We start from the raw sequence: 16,630 nt of genomic DNA, 5'->3' as shown, positions 1-16,630 counted from the left end.
CACACCAGCGATCAGAACACGCCCGTCGATATACGGCTCCTGCGCGATCTACACACCGTGTTCGAAGGCGTCAACGCGCTGCACACCGTGACCATTCTCGAACGGCTCCATCAACTCCATGGAAGGCCGTGGATACACGAGTACGGCCGCGAGTTGACCAACCGAAGCCTGGCTTACGAACTCAAGCGGTACGGCGTCGTGTCGGTCCAGGTGAACCTCGGGGGCGTGAACCGCAGGGGCTACCAGCGAAAACACCTTCAACGGGTGTGGGACCGTATCCCGAGCACGATGGAACGGATCGATGACCAGCGCGACCAGACGGCTCCGACGGCGTCGGTCGAGACAACCACGCCTGTCACGAATCACACCAGCGATCAGAACACGCCCGTCGATATACGGCTCCTGCGCGATCTACACACCGTGTTCGAAGGCGTCAACGCGCTGCACACCGTGACCATTCTCGAACGGCTCCATCAACTCCATGGAAGGCTGTGGATAAATGAGTACGGCCGTGAGTTGACCGCCCACAGCCTGGCCTACCGACTCAGGCCGTACGGCGTCGGGTCGGTAAACGTCGAGGTGGAAGGTGTAACCCATAGGGGCTACCGGCGAAAAGACCTTCAACCCGTGTGGGACCGTTACCTGCCCCGGCGTCGACAGCAGGAAGGTGTTCCTGGCGACCACAACGTCTGCTCCTGAGGCTATGCGGGGGTGTGGGATGCCCCCCGGGGTGCCGTCATGGCACCGCCATTCCTCGAAGGCATTGCCGGAGATGCCGCGACGGCCCCCCGTCACCCACCAGCTACAGGAGAGTCGGCTCTCGCCTGTTCCGCGCCCCGGACGCGTGCCACCTAGCCCAGGACCTCACCTTCGCGCTCACCTTGTCATCGCGGAGGGGCGGACGCTACCTCACCGCCCGAGCAGCGGGCCGGGTGAACCCAGCCGCGCCACCGGGGTAGGTCTTGTACGACTGCAGCCGCACGCGCGCACCGGTGTGCGGTGCGACGACCATCATGCCGGTGGCGGGATCGTCGACGATGCCGACGTGGCCGGGGCCGGTGTGGCCGGGCTTGTAGTCGAAGAAGACCAGGTCACCTGGCTGCTCGGTTCCAGCGGGGACGCGCTTGCCGAACCAGTACTGGGCGTCGGACAGGCGCGGGATGGTGATGTGAGCGGCGCGGTAGGCCATCATCGTCAGCCCCGAGCAGTCGAACCCGTCCGGTCCGGTGCCGCCGAAGACGTACGGCTTGCCGATTTGGGCACGGGCGTAGGCGAGGACGGTTCCGGCAACGCCACCGGGTGCGCCGGTGAACGCGTCGACGTTCCCAGGACACGCCTGGGGGTCGGTTCCCGGATCGGTGGTGGCGGGGCTGTTGGTGATGGCGTAGCGGGCGGCTTGGGCCATGACGTGGCGGACGTAGGCGCGGTCGGGGTTGTAGGCGAACACCGCGCGGGCCAGGTTGGCGGGTGCGCCGTGGGCGAGCAGGAAGCGGGCGGCGCCGGGGATGGCGTCGGCGGGGTCGTGGACGTCGGCCCAGCCGTCTCCGTTGCCGTCGACGGCAACGCCGCCGGTGTGTTCGCTGGCGGGGTGGCGTAGGGTGCCGCCCCAGTTGTTACCGGCCCGGCCGCCGATGCCGATCTGCATGGGCCCGGCCGCTCCCGCCGAGTTCGCGCCCGAGTGGATGCCGCGGCTGTGGTCGCGACCGTGGTCGGACTCGGTCTTGCCGATGGCGGCCAGCAGGCTCCACGGGATTCCATAGCGCTGCCCTGCGACCTGGTAGAGGGCTAGGTAAGCGGCTGGGATGTCGGCTTGAGCCGCGGGTGCGATGCCGGGTTGGGGGATCGTTTGTTGGTCGCAGGCGGTGAGCGTGCCGGCGTGATGTCCGAGTAAGGGCGCGCCGAGCAGAACGGGCAGGCCCAGTAGCGCCGCGACGACCAGCAGGAGGGTGGTCTGCGCCGACCCGGTGTCCGGAGCCCCGTGCCTGGGCGATGCGGCGGTCATGGGATCCCGCCTGAGTCGCCGGCCTGCCCAGCGGCGGCGAGTTCGATGTCATACACCTTCCAGCCATCACCGGTGATGGGGATGAGGGTGATGGCGTAGCGAGCGGTGTCCTGCCGGGCGGTGTAGGCGGTGGTGACGTACTCGGTGGCGGTGACCACGAAGGTGATCGAGGCGGGCCCCAGTTCGCGGATCGCCTCGGTACGGGCCTCGCCGACACAGACCTCCTGGGTGCGCTGACGCTGCACCGCGACGGCGGGGTCGTTCGCGGCGCGTTCGATGACGGCACGCAGCGAGGGACTCATCATCGGCGTAAGCCGCTGGAGGTACTCGGCAGGCGGTTCGTTGTAGCGGTGGGTGCTGTAGGCAGCGGCGAAGGTCTGCGCCAGCTGCGCGGCTCGGGCGAGTTGGTCCGGGGCGAAGGGCAGCAGTCGTCCAGCGTCGGCCGCCGTACGGATCGGCCGCACCGCCGTCGCGCCCGCCGCCGGTGCGCGCGAGGCCCGGTCGGGGCCGTGCGCGGGGTGGGCGGGTCGTGCGGGGCGGCGGGTCGACCAGGTCAGGCAGACCAGCACGAGCACGAGGCCGGCGGTACCGGCCAGGAGAAGCCCGCGGTTCATCCCTCGCCCCCAGCCGAACGCAGGTCGATGAGGCGTTGCCGGGCCCGGCTGCCGACCGGCCGCCAGGCGGCACCGGACGGTCCCCCAGCGGCGTCGAGCACCTCCAGGGTGGTCGTGACGATCAGCGGCCTGCGGGGGGTGGTGCGGTCGTGCAGGTGCTGTTCGCGGGCCGGGTTGGGCAGGACGAACAGGACTGGGGTGTCGGTGATACCGGTGGCCTCCGCGAGCGTGGCGTAGTCGCTGATCTTGGCGTCGAGTCGGTGCAGGGGTTCGGTTCCGGTGTCGTACTCGATGAAGAAGTCGACGTCGCGGTCGTTCTCGTGCCAGCGGCCGTATCCGTCGGGCCGGGCGTATCGGCCCCAGGCTTTCTGGCAGCGCCGTTCGGACCACCAGGCGGCCAGTTCGGTGCCGGGGTGGGTGCGGGCGTGGGCGGCCAGGGCGGTGAACAGGCCGTTGACTCCGACCAGGTGGGTGAGTTTGTCCGAGTGGGCGATCGCGAGGGCCCGGTCGAGGCGGTAGCCGAGCTGGGCGACGGTCTTGTCCCGGCGCTGCGCCAGGATCGCGGCGCCAGCGGGGCCCAGGACGTAGTGCATGGGTGAGGACCCGACCTCCATCGCCGGACGGAACCGTTCCAGGGCACGCAGCCGCCACAGCTTGAGCAGGCGGTGAGTGGTGGTGCTGATGGACGGGAACGCCAGTTGCTGGATCTGGTGGGTGGTCAGCACCCGGTGTTCGTGCAGGATCTCCAGCAGCCACCGGTCTCGGGGCCGCAGCCGACTCGCCAGGGCCGCGACCAGCTCCGGGCTCATCGGCGGCCGGGCCGGGATGCGGGCGGTGCCGGAACCGACGTAAGTCGGAGCACGTTTAGCAGCGGGCGTGGGCATGACAGTTCCTCCAGTCATGACGGGATTCGGGCTGGTGGCGCGAGGGGCTTAGGCGGGTGGTCGCGCCGCGGGCGGCTCGTCTCCGGTCGGCTGCGCGCCGGGCTCAGTGAGTTCCGGGTCGTGGGCGCCGTCGTGACGTGGGTCAGATAGCGGCGGCGGACGGCGCGTGGTCTCGGCGTTGGCTCGCGCGGCCTGGCGCAGCAGGTCGGCGCGGCCGGGTGACGGGTCGGGCAGGGGCCGGGTAGTGAAGGTGAACGCGGGCGTTTCGGTGTTGTTCACGATGAGGCGGGCGGCGGCCTGGTAGGCGGCCAGGTTCGCCAGGTCATGGGCAGTGAGGTTCGGCGCGGTGACCGTGGCGAGTTGGCGGGCGTCGTGGGCGGAGACGGAGAAGATGATTTTGTTGCGGGCGTTGGCGGCGACCGCCTCTCGCATCCCGGGCGGGAACTGGGCCAGGTTCTGGTGCGCTAGGACGATGGACAGCCGATGAGCGCGGGCTTCGGCGAGCATCTCCTCCAGCCCGTGAGGCAGGTTGAGGAAGCTGTGCGCCTCGTCCACATACAAGGCGGCATCGCGGCGGGTTGCCTCTGGTTGGCGGGCACGGCGGGTGGTGGCTTCCCAGACTTTGGCGATCACGAAGGAGCCCAGGAGCCGGGCGGTGTCGTCCCCGAGCGTGCCTTTGGGGACCCGGACCAGGAGGATGCCGCCGGTGTTGAGGAGCCGGTCGGTGTCGAGGCCGGGGCCGTGGGCGCCGACGACGGCGCGGACGAAGGGGCGGAGCAGAAAGTGGCGGAGTTTGTTCATCACCGGCCCGATCGCCGCCGCGCGCGCCTCGGGTGACAGGCCGGTGTACCAGGCCCAGAACCCGGCGAGGACCTCATCGCGCAACCGGCCGGTGGCGCGGATCCGGTAGGCGTCCTCGGTCAACAGCCGGGGAATGTCGGCCAGCGTCGCGCCGGGGGTCTGCTGGAGGGTCAGGATGGCGGAGCGGAGGATGTCGTCGGTGCGTGGCCCCCAGGAGTCGGCGAAGATCCGGGCGAAGATCCCGACCAGGTTGTCCGAGGCCAGATTCGCGTCCTTCCCGGCGAGGACTCCGAGGGCGGGGGGCGGGGTGGTGTCGGGGTCGATCAGCCAGACCCGGTCGGTGACCTGATCGGGAAGCCGGTCGAGCAGATCGTTGATCAAGTCCCCGCGAGGGTCGATCACCACGACCGCGCGCCCCGCACGGGCGTCAGACAGGATCATCTGGGCGATCAGCGTCGACTTGCCCGCGCCGGTCGCGCCGAGGACGTGCAGGTGCTGGCGCGTGTCGGTGACGCGTAGCGCGATGGGGCGGGCGGGTCCGGCGTCGGCGTCCCCGAGCGGTTTGCAGCCCTTCCCGCCGGCCGGCACGACGGGTGGCGGGGGCACTGAGTTCGCGCCGGCCCTGGACAGGCCGGGCACCGCGGGGTCATGGGGCAGGTGCGCGATCGCGGCGAGTTCGGCGACCGACAGCAGGTCCCCCCAGCCCAGCCGCCGCTGGTTCAAGGTCTGGGCGGGGTGGTGGAGGCGGTGCCGGTCGAAGTAGTTCCGGCCGGCGAAGACCGCGAACGCCGAAGCCAGCGCGTGCGCCCGGCCGCGCGCCCACGCCCGCGCCGCCTGCGCATCCTCGGCGTGGGTGGTGGCTGCGGCGTATCGGATGGTGACGGCGAAGCGTGGCTGGGCGGCCTTGTCGAGGATCGCGCGTATCTCTGCCGCGCGTTCGGGATGTGCCGCCGCGATGGCGCCCGGCCGGGCCGGTCGAGCCGATGGGCCGGGGGTGAGCAGGTCCAAGAGCCGTCCGGTCAGTGTGGGCTGGGTGGTGCCGCGCAGGTGCGCGGCGGCCCGGTGCGCGCGGGCCAGACGCCGCCCGGTGATGGGGCGGGCCAGCACCTGAACCACCGCACGCTGCCCGGCCGTGATGCCGGTGGCGGCACCGAGCAGGGCCCGGATCGGGTCGTCTTTGTGGCCGGTGGCGATGGGGTGGTGATCGGGGCGCGCGAGCCGGAGCGTCCCGCCGGTCGCGACGGCGCCGATGGGGATGAGGTCGGTGGGGGTGGTGATGGTGGTGCGGGCGGCCGGCCAGGCCGCCTCGATGGCGCGGGCAACCAGCGCGGCCGGGACCGCCCCGGGCACCCACAGCTGGAGGCCGAGTTCAGGGCCGTCCCAGTGGTACTCGAACGCGATGTGCGGCTGCCCAAAGGCCCAGCGTCGCCAGCGGGGGCGTAGCAGCCCGATCAGGTTCGCCCAGAGCGTCGCGGCAGCCGGCGCGTCGACCTGGGGCGGCACGCGCACCTGCACCAGCTGCGCGCCGTCGAGGAGCCGGCGGTGCCGGCACCGGCTCAGCAGCACGCGGGCGGTGACGATCAAGACCTGCAGCACCAGCAGGGTCTGCGCGGTCAGTTCCGCCGGATCAGGGCCGGCGTCCACGATGTCGGGGACCGGCACGCCATCGGCCACCAGCGGTCGGCGGCGCGGACCCGGCGGGCGCTGGTGCTTACGCCAGGCCAGGGTGCGGATCCAGGCCCGCCGGTCACGGACACTGGCCCACAGGTCCGGATGGTTGATCATCAGCGCCCAGGACTCGGCGAACGCCTGCTGCGTGGCGTCGGCGGCGTCGTCCAGGCATGCGCCGGCCCGCATCACGAACCGCACCACCTGGTGGTACTCGGTGTCGTAGAAGTCGATCCAGTCGGTGCGCATCGCTGCCAGGCTGGCAGCATGAGCGGCCGACCGGTGGATGAAATGGGCGGGTTGGTCGGCCGGAACCGGCCGCGGCTCATCCTCGGACATCGGGAGGAAGTTCCCGACCGGCACTGCCGACCTCGATCACCATCCCGTGCTCACCCAGGTCGATGACCCGGCTGCCAGGCGGTAGGTCACGCAGGTGATCACGGCGCGCGGCCTCGCGCGCATGGTGCCGCTGCACCCGACCGCGCACCCACGCTGCCATCACCACGCCGGCCGCGCCGCAGACCGCGGTCGCCAGCGCCTGCATCGTGGCGGGATCCACTATGTTCCGCTCCCCTTTACCGGCGGCCTCCTCCTGAGGCCTTCACCCGGTAAGTGGCCGACAAGCATGATCATTGGGAGGGTAGCTTCGAGATTTTTTTCGGGAAGTTCGCAATCGTCCACCCGCTGAGATGAGGAGGAACGGAAGGGCCTGGCCATGATGATTTTGGCCGCCTACGGCGGGAAGACGCAGTAAGCACACAGGCGCCGCGACGGCCCTCCGGGCAGATGGCGGTCAGCCTCCGCGGCTGCCAGGCCCGGACCTGTTACACGCCACCGCGCCTGCCCAGGCCGAGCGGAAGCAGCAGGAAATCGCCGAGGCGGCTTGCCTACCCGGATGCCTGAGGTCGTGCCTAAGGTGCCCGCAGCGCGCTCATGCGCGTGCCTAAGATCGCTATCGCGGTGCCGAATCTGCCGGTCGCGTACTCAAAGGCCGTGCCGAAGAACTGCCTACGCGACCAGGTTGCCTGGGGCGCGTGCCGTTCGAGATGGGTGGATGCGCAGAAGCACCCGTCATGCATTTCAACTTTGACCAGTCTGACCGCCGCCACGCGGGCCGGCCTGACTCCACCCGCCGCAACTCTTCATCCGCTACCGGTTCGACCGAGCCGGTGCCGTTGTCGGTGTGGGCGTGTGCGCAGCAGCCCGCCATCACCCAGCGCCGGGGCCGCTACCTGGCGGCGGCGACCGCGCACCCGGCCAAAATGCTGCCCGCCCTGGCCGCCACCGCCATCACCTCCTACACCCAGCCCGGCGACCTCGTCTTGGACCCGATGTGCGGCATCGGAACCACCCTCGTCGAAGCCGTCCACCTGGGCCGGGACGCGATCGGGATCGAATGCGAACACCGCTGGGCGCACCTCGCGCGCGCCAACCTCGACCACGCCCGCGACCAGGGTGCATCGGGGACCGGCGCGGTCATCACCGGCGACGCCCGAGACGCCAGTTCCCTGGTCACCGATCCGCATATCGCCGGGCGGGTGACGCTGTTGCTGACCTCGCCTCCGTACGGGCAGGCCACGCACGGGCAGGTCCGTTCCAGCCGCGAGACCGGCCGCCCCGGCGTCGAGAAGACCGACTACAGCTACGGCCACCAGGCAGGCAACCTCGCCCGCACCAGCCACGACCGGTTGCTGGCCGGATTCACCGACATCCTGATCGGGTGCCTCCCACTGCTGCGACCCGGCGGGATCGTCGCCATCACCACCCGACCGTTCCGCCACCACGGCCACTATGTGGACTTTCCCGCCCAGGTCTGGGCCGCAGCGCAAGACGCCGGTCTTGAGCCGGTGCAGCGGCTGGTCGCGCTGCTATGCGGGATTAAGGACGACCGGCTGGTGACGCGGGCGTCGTTCTTCGCCATGCACGAGACCCGTAAAGCCCGCACCGCCGGCCTTCCGCTGCACGTGACCGCTCACGAGGAGGTCCTCGTCCTGCGCCGGGCCGTCCCACAGCCCGAGGACCAGGTATCCGGCCCGGGCAGGGCGTCATGAAGGTGGCCAGGGTCGACCTCGGCGGCGTCGTGCTGTGGACCGGTGGCACCTGCGCCGTACTGGCGCTACTGCCGGACACCTCAATCGACTGTGTGGTGCCCAGCCCGCCGTATTGGGGGCTGCGGGACTACGGCATGGCCGGCCAATACGGCCGCGAAGACACCCTTGAGGATTACGTCGGCCACCTGCGCGTCGTCTTCGCCGAGTTGCGGCGCGTCCTGGAGCCAACAGGGACCGTGTGGCTGAACCTCGGTGACAGCTCCGGGTCGGGCACCACCGTGCTGGCCGCCCGCCGTCTTGGCCGCGAGGCGATCGGCATCGACCTCACTCCCGCCTTCCACGTCATCGCTCAGCGACGCCTCGCCAAGGACGCCTCCGCTGAGGTGAACGGCACGGCAGGTGCGCCATGAAGCTGCTCGCGACCGCTTCCGGCGGGCGGGGCCGCATCGACTTGACCAGCGTGATCGAGGTGGGCGTACATGGGCCGTGCCCTGGGCGGCAGGCCAGCCGGATGGAGCCACCGCATGGGAAGCGGTGGCCGACAGAGGGCCATCCGTGCCGCGGTCACCGCCCAGGGCACCTTCCGTCTCCCCTCCCGGCCACGTCCCGGCGACGAGCCACCGGGACTGGCCGGACGAAGAACGCTATTCACGCCGTTGCGGCACGGATCGGCGCCCTGCCGGACGCCGCCGGTCCAACACTCACGTTCGGGAGCATCGGTCAAACGCCGACGGGATCGGTTCGCCCGGCCGGGTCCTTCATGCGGCCGACCTGCGCCGACCCGCAGCGGACCTTCCCGCCCAGGTCTCGAGCGCGGACAGATCACTTCCGTTCCGGTCCTCGCTCATGGACCTACCGGCCCTCCGCGCGGCGATGGCGCCCGCACCGAGATGCCACCGTATCGGATGCCGGGATGTGCGGCCCGCAACCGGCGAGCACCCACCGTCCACCCGCCGTAGTGGCCTGCGGTGACCAGCGGATTCGGCTTGACCCCGCCCATGGAGGCGAGCGTCGATGTACCCCGCCCCACACCACCGCCCACGCCGTGGACGGTGACCCGGCGCACCGGCACCGAACGACCCCCGGACGCGCCTGCGGGGCACCAGCGGCGACCGCACCCGCCCCCGGCGGCTCCCCGATCGGGGGGTGGCCGTGGTGAGGGCCGGGATGTCGCTGGCCGAGCTGGCCGAGTTGCCCACGGTGGTCGATCTGGTCACCGCGGGCAGAGCCCTGGGGCTGGGCCGCACCAAGACCTACGAACTCGCCCAGAGCGGTGAGTTCCCCTGCCGGATCATCCGCGTGGGCAAGAAGTACCTGGTGCCCACTCCCGAGCTGCTCGCCCTGCTCGGCTACCAGCCAACCCATTCCGAACCCGGGGAGTGAGTGATCCGAGATGGCCAGTGGGCGAACGTTCAAACGATGCAGCTGCCGCGACCCCGAAACCGGACGCCGCCTGGAAGCCAAATGCCCGAAACTCCGCCGCGCGGACGGCCAGTGGACCCCCGCCACGGCACCTGGTCCTACCAGCTCGAACTCCCTCCCACCCTGGACGGCAAACGCCGTAACCCGCTCCGACGCGGCGGGTTCACCCAAAAGGCAGCCGAAGACGACCTGGGCAAGGCCCAGGAGCTCCTGGCGATCAGCAACGACCGGCGGATCAAAAGCAAGATCACCGACTTCGTCCTCGACACCGTCAAGAAAACCGGAGAGCTACCCGACGCCGACACCGTGCGGACCAAGGTCCGAACCGGCCAGCAGATCGACCGCAAGATCCTGCTCGGCGACTGGCTCGACATCTGGCTCGAGGGCAAAAAGAAGATCACCGCCACCACCAAGGCCCGGTACGCCAGCGACATCCGCCTCTACCTCAAACCACACCTCGGCCACATCCCCGTCGAAGAACTCCGGGTCGCCGACATCTCCGCGATGTTCGACGACATCGAGGACTACAACGAGCTCATCCGACAAGCCCGCGCCAGCAACGACCCCACCCTGCGCGCCAAGGTCAAATGGCGGCGGGTGGTGAACCCGCCCACCCTGCGCAACATCCGCGCGACCCTGCGGCATGCCCTGAACATCGCGATGAAACAAGAACGCCTCATCGACTTCAACCCCGCCGCCGTCGTCGAACTGCCACCCGCCACCCGGCCCAAGCCGGTCGTGTGGACCGACGAACGCGTCCGGGCCTGGCAGTCCGCCCACCACCAGCACCTCGCCACCGTCCGGGAACGCGCGGGCGGTAAACGCGTCAACGTCATCGAGGCCTACATCGGAACCCCGCCCCTCACCGGTCATGGTGTGGACGCCAGAGCAAACCCGCCGGTTCCTGCAACGCGCCACCCGGCACCGGCTCTACCCCTTGTTCCGCCTCATCGCCCTGCGCGGCCTGCGCCGCGGCGAGGCATGCGGCATCCACACCACCAGCGTCGACCTCAAAGCCGGGACGATCGCGGTGTCCTGGCAGATCACTCAGCTCGGCTGGAACCCTCACCACGGCAAACCCAAAAGCGACGCGCGACCGCATCATCGACCTCGACGAAGAAACCATCAAGATCCTGCGGGCACACCGGGCCCGACAGAACCGCGAACGCCTCGCCGCCGGACTCGGGGAATCAAAGTTCTTCTTCAACGACGAAAACGGTGACCCGCTCCACCCCGCGCACGTCACCGACCAGTTCCAATGGCTGGCCTACGAAGCAGGCCTTCCATCCGCCTGCACGACCTACGCCACGGAGCAGCATCCCTCATGCTCGCCGCCGGGGTCGACATCAAAATCGCCCAGCACACCCTCGGCCACGTCACCAGCGCCTTCACCCGCGACACCTACACCAGCGTCTACCCCGAAATCTCCCGCGCCGCCGCCGAACACACCGCCGCACTCATCGCACCGGACACGACCGCAGCACGGTAGCCACGAACGACGATTGACGAGCCTGGCTATGGCTTTGTTCACGGGTCCCGGCTCCAGTTGTTCGGGAGCTCGGGCACCGCCCAAATCTGGCACGGGTCGATGTTCGCGAGTTCAGGCACCACGCGCTGCGGCGCGATGCCCAGCTGGGTTGTGCGCATGTAGCCAGCGTGCAAGCTGACGGATAGTTACACCACCGGGCGTTTGGCAGCGTATGCTCCGCGACAGATCCGGAAGTTCTCAGGAAATACTGACAAGTGGCCTTGAGATCTCACCTGCTGTACGGCGCCAGTCCTTCGTTCCCGGCGACGACCAAGGAATCGACAAGCATCTGCCACTCGTCCAGATGGCCGAGTTCCTCCGCCGTACTGCGAACCTCCTTGAGCCAGTTGTTCGACAGCCATGACTGTTTGACTGTGACACGGCCGTCTTGGATGCACAGGTCGGACACCCAGCGTAGGCCGCGAGAGACCTGCATCTCCATCGGGAGCTTCCGCAGGATGCCGATGAGCCCGTCGACGCATTTGACCTCTCCGTAGGCGGCGGGTGACCACGCATCGATCAGCCCGACGAGGTCTTCAGCACGGACCCAGTCGATAGGTGCACCGATGACCTCGTTGTACAGGCCTTGCGTCCACGGAAGCGGATCCGGCAGGAGGGCAGCGGCGGCCCAGTCGCCCCAGTGGTGGTCCTGGTAGGGGCTCGGGTCGTCGCTCAGGTACCCAATGGCGTGGCGCAGCAACGATGGCCAGACACCTCGGGCAGCCTCAGCCAGGCGTTCGTTCTCTGCGCCGGCCGCCGCGAGACCGTGCAGGAAGTTCGACATCAGTCCTGCGTCCGCGCGAAGGACATCGAGGTGTTCGAGCACCGGCCTGACGTCACCGTTCTTTGCGAAGACCTCGAGCAGGGCTCGTGCGGCGACGAGGGTGTGCGTCCCGCGGTCGTCCGCGGTCCAGCCCTTCTCTTCCTGTTCGACCATGGCACGTCGCTCGACGTCGAGAAGGGTAACGAGCAGCCTGGCTGAGTCGTGAGCGCAGCAGTGGTCCGAGGACGCGGCTGCGCCGAGTCCACGTATGGCTGCGTCGAGCACGGCGATGTCGATGGAGTCTCCAGCCAACTCCTGCAGGCGTTCGGCGACGTCGCCGACAATCTGGACGTTCGGCCGCCGCTGGGCGTGTTGGTCCCACGGCCCGATCTCTGCGATACGAGCGGACTCGGCCAACCAGTTCAACGCTGTTCGGTGGATGCATGGGGCGCCGTGGCACGGCGCTGCCCAGACGACATCGCATCCGCGCGCCAGGTATAGCCGCGTCTCCAGGGACGCTTTGCCTGCCATCGCGAGGCCGGCCTCGGCGACATCATCGGTCGAGCCTCCTGCGGCCTCTAGGGGTGCGGTCATCGCAGATGTGAGGAACGCCGGCAGGGTCTGGGCCACGGCCCGGTCGGCGCCGAAGTCGAAGTACTGACCCTCGTGGCGCTGGTCCTTGGCATCCTGGAACGACAACGCAACACCGAGAACGAACTCGGTCGCGAAGGTCCCCTCGCCGCCCAGCGCGTCCATGTCACCGGCTGCGGCTCGTGCGACCGCTGCGCGGACGACGTGGGCTACGGCGTCCATGGGGCGGGTCGGCATCTGGTCTCCATCGGACTCGAGCAACGAACGGCCGGCAGCCAGGTCCGCGGCGATCTCTTCCGAGGAGGGGGGCACGTAGTCGGCTTCGTGCTTGGCCGAGCCCCAGTACCGGTTCTGCAGTCGCATGGTGGTCTGCACGAGCTCCTGGTACGCCGCGTGCGTCTCTTGCGCCGCCTGAATCTCAGGTGGCGGAACGACCTCGATGTAGTACTGATCACCATCCTGAGTGATTCGGTACTGGTCGGAGTCCAGGCTTGCGGCCCAGTTCTTCGTCAGCTGTTGGCTGATTCCGAGCCGGTCGCCGTTCTCTACGAGCTGCTCGGCGACCTTTTTCAAAGCCTCGGCGCGCTCCTGCCCGCCGTGAGTCATGAGCCACGTGGCCGCCTCACGCGGTGTCCACTGGCGACGTTCGAGATTCACGAAGCCTTCGGTTGTTGCTCGCAGTCCGATGTGCTCATTCGTCCGTCGGGCGAACTCCAGTTCCCAGACGATCGGCTCGGCGAGGAACGGGTCGAGCTCGGTGTCGACGTTCTCTATGTGGCGCACCAGCAGACCGAACAGCACCCCCGGGACCGCCAGGTTCTCGCATCCGTTCAGGAGTACCTCGACGACCTTCTTCGGCGACGCGCCCTTGCTCAGCCATCCGTCAGCGAGGCGTTCCATCGCCTGGAGCGCACTCATTGCCGAGTACGGGCCGACTGATGTACCCCGGTACCAGCTCCAAACGTGGCTGTCGCCCACGTACAAGCGGGCGGTGCCGTCGAGGTTCAGGACGGCACCACAGTCTTCACCCTCTTCGTCTGCGCCGTCGGTTCCGGCAACGGATTTTGCGCCCGGTTCGGCGACCGGCCCAGCGAAAACATCGGTTGAGTTGAGCCGAGACAACGTTTCAACTCGCGCCCGTGCACCGCTGTTCAAGATGTTGTTTAGTACCCGCACCGATGTCCGCAAGGGGGCGGTCTGGAACAGCTGCCAGAATCCACCAAAGAAGTACTGGAAGAACGGTGCCCCAGTGCCAGTCCAGCGGCCTTGATGCCCTCGGACGCCCTCATCGTGGTGCCAACTGTGCTCGTCGTCGATGTAGTAGGCCTCCATCAACGCCGCCAAAAGCTCCGGGTTCTTCTGCGCCAAGGCTCGGGCGCTCAACGGCGAGTCGGCAGCCGGGGCCAGGAACGCCGGCGCGTCGTCGGCGATCGCCCGAAGGCACGCTTCGGCGGCGTCGTCGACGTCCGGTCCGAGCAGAGCCAAGGTCTCGACGAACTTCTCCTCAGTGAGGTGGTAGTCCAGCTCGCGTCGACGCCGACGCCGCTCGGGCATCCAGCTGGGCAGGACGTCACCACTGGTGTCACGCGGAGGGAACGAGTCCCAGTAGGCAAGCAGGCGGCCCCGCAGCCTGATGCGCAGCTCGTTTCCCGCCGGTACATTCGCCAAGGACAGAGCCTGCAACCAGTCCGCGAGCAGCTCGAACGAATCCTTCGACACGTTCCACGGCGCTTCCTCGTCGAGGAGAATCTGCACGACTGGGGTCGAGAAGACGGGGTCGACCAACGCGTTGACCTTGTGCCTCTGCTTGACCACGCGAACCACGTCACCGAGCACGAGGCCAACGGACTCATCCGCGAACGCTGCCTTCAGGCACTGGTATGCGGACGGCGTCTCCAGAACCGCCTCTATGGGGACGTCAGCCCACCTGGGTCCGTGCGATGCCGCGAACGACGTGAACTGCGAGAGCAGTTGGACGAACACTCGGGCGGGTTGAACGCCCGGTGCTTTCAGCAGTCCCTTGCATGCGAGCGTGGCGGCGGACAGTGCCCACCGGGGCACGCCAGCTGCTCCCAGCAGCACGGTCGGGGCCTGGCCGCGGACTAGAAGGATGGCGGTCGCATACCGCCGGACTTCGTCGTGCGCAAACTCCGGTTGGTCTCGATATGGGCTCGCGGGCGCGAGCAGATGGTCCCGCCGCAGGGCATCGACCGCTGGAGCGTTGACGCCGGCACCAGGTCGTCGGTCCTCGGGCAGTTGCATCGTCGACGCCGCCACCGCGAGCAACGTCTGTTCGCGAGCCTCCGCCGAGCCGACGCCCGGGCGTCCGTCGCCCCGTACGACCTTTCTCCACACCAACTGCAGGCACTCCCACTCACCCAGTGAGCTATCGAGCTCCAACCCGGTCCGTGCCAACAGGTCCAGCACAACGGGCCGTCGCAACAGCGAGTTCGCAGGCAGGTCCCGCAGGACCGCGCGCAGAAGCGGGAAGTGGTCCGAGACGACAGAGATGTCCTCGTCCTCCAGCGGCTTCATCGTGAAGGATGGAATGGGCTTCCCGAAACCCAGCTCCACCTGCTCCTGTACGAAGCTACATGCCTGGTCAGACGTGACGGCGGCGAGCCCGACACCCGCGGCAGCCGCGGCCAGCATCAGGTCGCTCAGCAGACCAGCGGACCGCTCCAGTGCCGCATCAGCAGCGTCGACAACCAGGACCCGGCTTGGTGCCGAAAGTTCCGCGAGCACGTCCTCCATCGACATCCCGAGCACTGCACGAAGCTCCAAGCTCGACTGCGGCAAGCTGCGGAAGTTCACCACCACCGCCTCGAATCCTGCGGGGTCCGCGGCTTCAAGCTCTTCGATGGCTGACAGCGTCAACGCGCTCTTACCGATACCGGACTCACCAGATATCAGCAGAGCCGACCCTGCAGCTCCGGCTGCGCGCAAAGCTTCTGCGAGCTCCTCGCGACGGTCGGCGAACGCGATCTCGACCGGCCCACCGGATGACTCATCACCGATGGTGGTCCGCACACTGGCAACGGCCAACTTTCGGTGTTCAGCGATTACCGTCCACGCGCGCCGGCTTCGCGTCGCGGCCGAGTCCAAGACGACGTGAAGGTCACGACGCAGGAGATGGCGATCCACCACGGCGCCGGTCGCGTCGTAGCGGGTTGCCTCGACCTCTATCCGGTCCCGGACCACGACCCCGTCGACGTGTGCCGCAGCGACACCGGCCAACGACGTCGCCACTGCCGTGCGGTCCGCCTCGTCCGGGCTCTGAACAGCGAAGTTGAGCACGTGCAGCCGGCCAAGGAGCCGCCACGCCAGCCACAGCACTTCTTCGGAGGAGGCGCCGTCTTCGACAGCCTTATCGACCATCTTCAGGAACTGGCCGAACCGCTCACGCACCGGCTTAGACCAGCGGCCATCGACTTCCATGGACGCTTGGAACGATTCCGAGTCAGCATTAGCTCGCGCGATGTCGCACACCGTCGCAAGCTTCTCCCACTGACTAGACCAGCCAGCGGTCGCGACCGCCACCTGGTGGGAATCACTGTCGAACTTCTCCACCTCGGCGAGCAGCGACGCGACGAGCTTCACCGTCTCGTCATCACTCTGGACGAAGTTCGGCGTGGCCCGACAGGCCACGGCGAGCGTCACCTCTGCTATGTCGTCGCCACACTCGACAAGAAGGTCATCGACCGGGTGACCTGGACCGGTCTGAAACGACACCCTCCGCACCGGCAGCTCAGACGCCTCGGCCCGCCGGGCTCCGGTCAACATGCTGGCCAGGTAGACGGCCGCGACACGATGGGCGAACGAAACCCCTCCGCCACCGGTCGCGTAGGGACTCGAACCCCGCTCAGTCTCACCGGCAGCCTTGGCGCCCGCGTCCTGGGGAGCAGCCGACGCAGGCGTCTCCTCACCCTCGGGCCCAACGGCATCGTCTGGCGCAACGGGCTCGTTCATGTGCTCCTCCGATGACGTCGTCCTCGCGATGGCCGGACCATTGACCGTAGCGGTGCGCCGCGAACGATGCAGTCCATGCGCCGAGGTCGCATGAGGACCACAGGTGGAGCCGCTGCTCACGAATATGATCATCCGGCGCTGGGCAAAGTGGTGCCGTAGCTCGCGAACATCCGGTGCCCCGTCTGGCGAACGAAGCCATGGCTAAGTAGATCGAGTAGGGGGCCGGGTCGCGGCCCCCTACGAGCCATCGGACGTGCGGGCCCGCACTCGGCCCGGTTCGTCGGGCCGTCCTGGTTCCACCCGAACCTGCACGTGTCGGTGTTTAAGGTCCCGGCGC

At 68.5% G+C, this 16,630-nt stretch carries 11 protein-coding genes; 5 read left to right on the top strand and 6 right to left on the bottom strand.

The features are described from left to right. Positions 1 to 699 (top strand): DUF3631 domain-containing protein (locus NE234_RS34295; protein WP_252785053.1); only part of this gene is annotated, 699 nt, incomplete at its 5' end. A 205-nt stretch (positions 700 to 904) separates the two neighbouring features. Here NE234_RS34295 and NE234_RS34290 read toward each other — a convergent pair. The 5 genes from NE234_RS34290 to NE234_RS34270 form a co-directional block, all read right to left on the bottom strand. Further along, positions 905 to 2,002 carry a C40 family peptidase gene (locus tag NE234_RS34290; RefSeq protein ID WP_252785052.1) on the bottom strand — a complete coding sequence of 366 codons (1,098 nt, stop codon included), beginning with the start codon at positions 2,000 to 2,002 and terminating at the stop codon, positions 905 to 907. Beyond that, entirely contained in the window at positions 1,999 to 2,616 is a 618-nt protein-coding gene (locus NE234_RS34285) for a hypothetical protein (protein WP_252785051.1), read from the bottom strand. Before NE234_RS34285 ends, NE234_RS34290 begins: the two co-directional genes overlap by 4 nt. Continuing rightward, complete coding sequence (locus NE234_RS34280) at positions 2,613 to 3,500, bottom strand: replication-relaxation family protein (protein ID WP_252785050.1); 888 nt, start codon at positions 3,498 to 3,500, stop codon at positions 2,613 to 2,615. The genes NE234_RS34285 and NE234_RS34280 overlap by 4 nt, the downstream gene beginning before the upstream one ends. 48 nt (positions 3,501 to 3,548) lie before the next feature. Then, positions 3,549 to 6,218, bottom strand: a complete 2,670-nt coding sequence (locus NE234_RS34275; RefSeq protein ID WP_252785049.1) for a type IV secretion system DNA-binding domain-containing protein — start codon at positions 6,216 to 6,218, stop codon at positions 3,549 to 3,551. Between the two features lie 76 nt (positions 6,219 to 6,294). Beyond that, positions 6,295 to 6,528, bottom strand: coding sequence for a hypothetical protein (locus NE234_RS34270; protein WP_252785048.1), 234 nt, complete (start codon positions 6,526 to 6,528; stop codon positions 6,295 to 6,297). A 487-nt stretch (positions 6,529 to 7,015) separates the two neighbouring features. Here NE234_RS34270 and NE234_RS34265 point away from each other — a divergent pair, with 487 nt between their 5' ends. The 4 genes from NE234_RS34265 to NE234_RS46280 all read left to right on the top strand — a co-directional run bounded on the left by NE234_RS34265 (position 7,016) and on the right by NE234_RS46280 (position 10,948). Beyond that, complete coding sequence (locus NE234_RS34265; protein ID WP_406567107.1) at positions 7,016 to 8,020, top strand: TRM11 family SAM-dependent methyltransferase; 1,005 nt, start codon at positions 7,016 to 7,018, stop codon at positions 8,018 to 8,020. Beyond that, positions 8,017 to 8,430 carry a DNA methyltransferase gene (locus tag NE234_RS34260; protein ID WP_252785046.1) on the top strand — a complete coding sequence of 138 codons (414 nt, stop codon included), beginning with the start codon at positions 8,017 to 8,019 and terminating at the stop codon, positions 8,428 to 8,430. Before NE234_RS34265 ends, NE234_RS34260 begins: the two co-directional genes overlap by 4 nt. 736 nt (positions 8,431 to 9,166) lie before the next feature. Next, positions 9,167 to 9,403, top strand: a complete 237-nt coding sequence (locus NE234_RS34255; RefSeq protein WP_252785045.1) for a helix-turn-helix domain-containing protein — start codon at positions 9,167 to 9,169, stop codon at positions 9,401 to 9,403. A gap of 111 nt (positions 9,404 to 9,514) precedes the next feature. Next, positions 9,515 to 10,948: an N-terminal phage integrase SAM-like domain-containing protein gene (locus NE234_RS46280; protein ID WP_252785044.1), complete on the top strand. Its 1,434-nt coding sequence runs from the start codon at positions 9,515 to 9,517 to the stop codon at positions 10,946 to 10,948. 251 nt (positions 10,949 to 11,199) lie between these two features. On the opposite strand, the gene NE234_RS34245 is transcribed toward NE234_RS46280, so the two are convergent. After that, positions 11,200 to 16,293 carry an SAM domain-containing protein gene (locus NE234_RS34245; protein ID WP_252785043.1) on the bottom strand — a complete coding sequence of 1,698 codons (5,094 nt, stop codon included), beginning with the start codon at positions 16,291 to 16,293 and terminating at the stop codon, positions 11,200 to 11,202. Positions 16,294 to 16,630: the final 337 nt, after the last annotated feature.

The sequence above is a fragment of the Actinoallomurus rhizosphaericola genome (assembly GCF_024055675.1).
GTDB lineage: Bacteria > Actinomycetota > Actinomycetes > Streptosporangiales > Streptosporangiaceae > Actinoallomurus > Actinoallomurus soli.
This window is presented reverse-complemented; position numbering and strand designations above follow the sequence as displayed.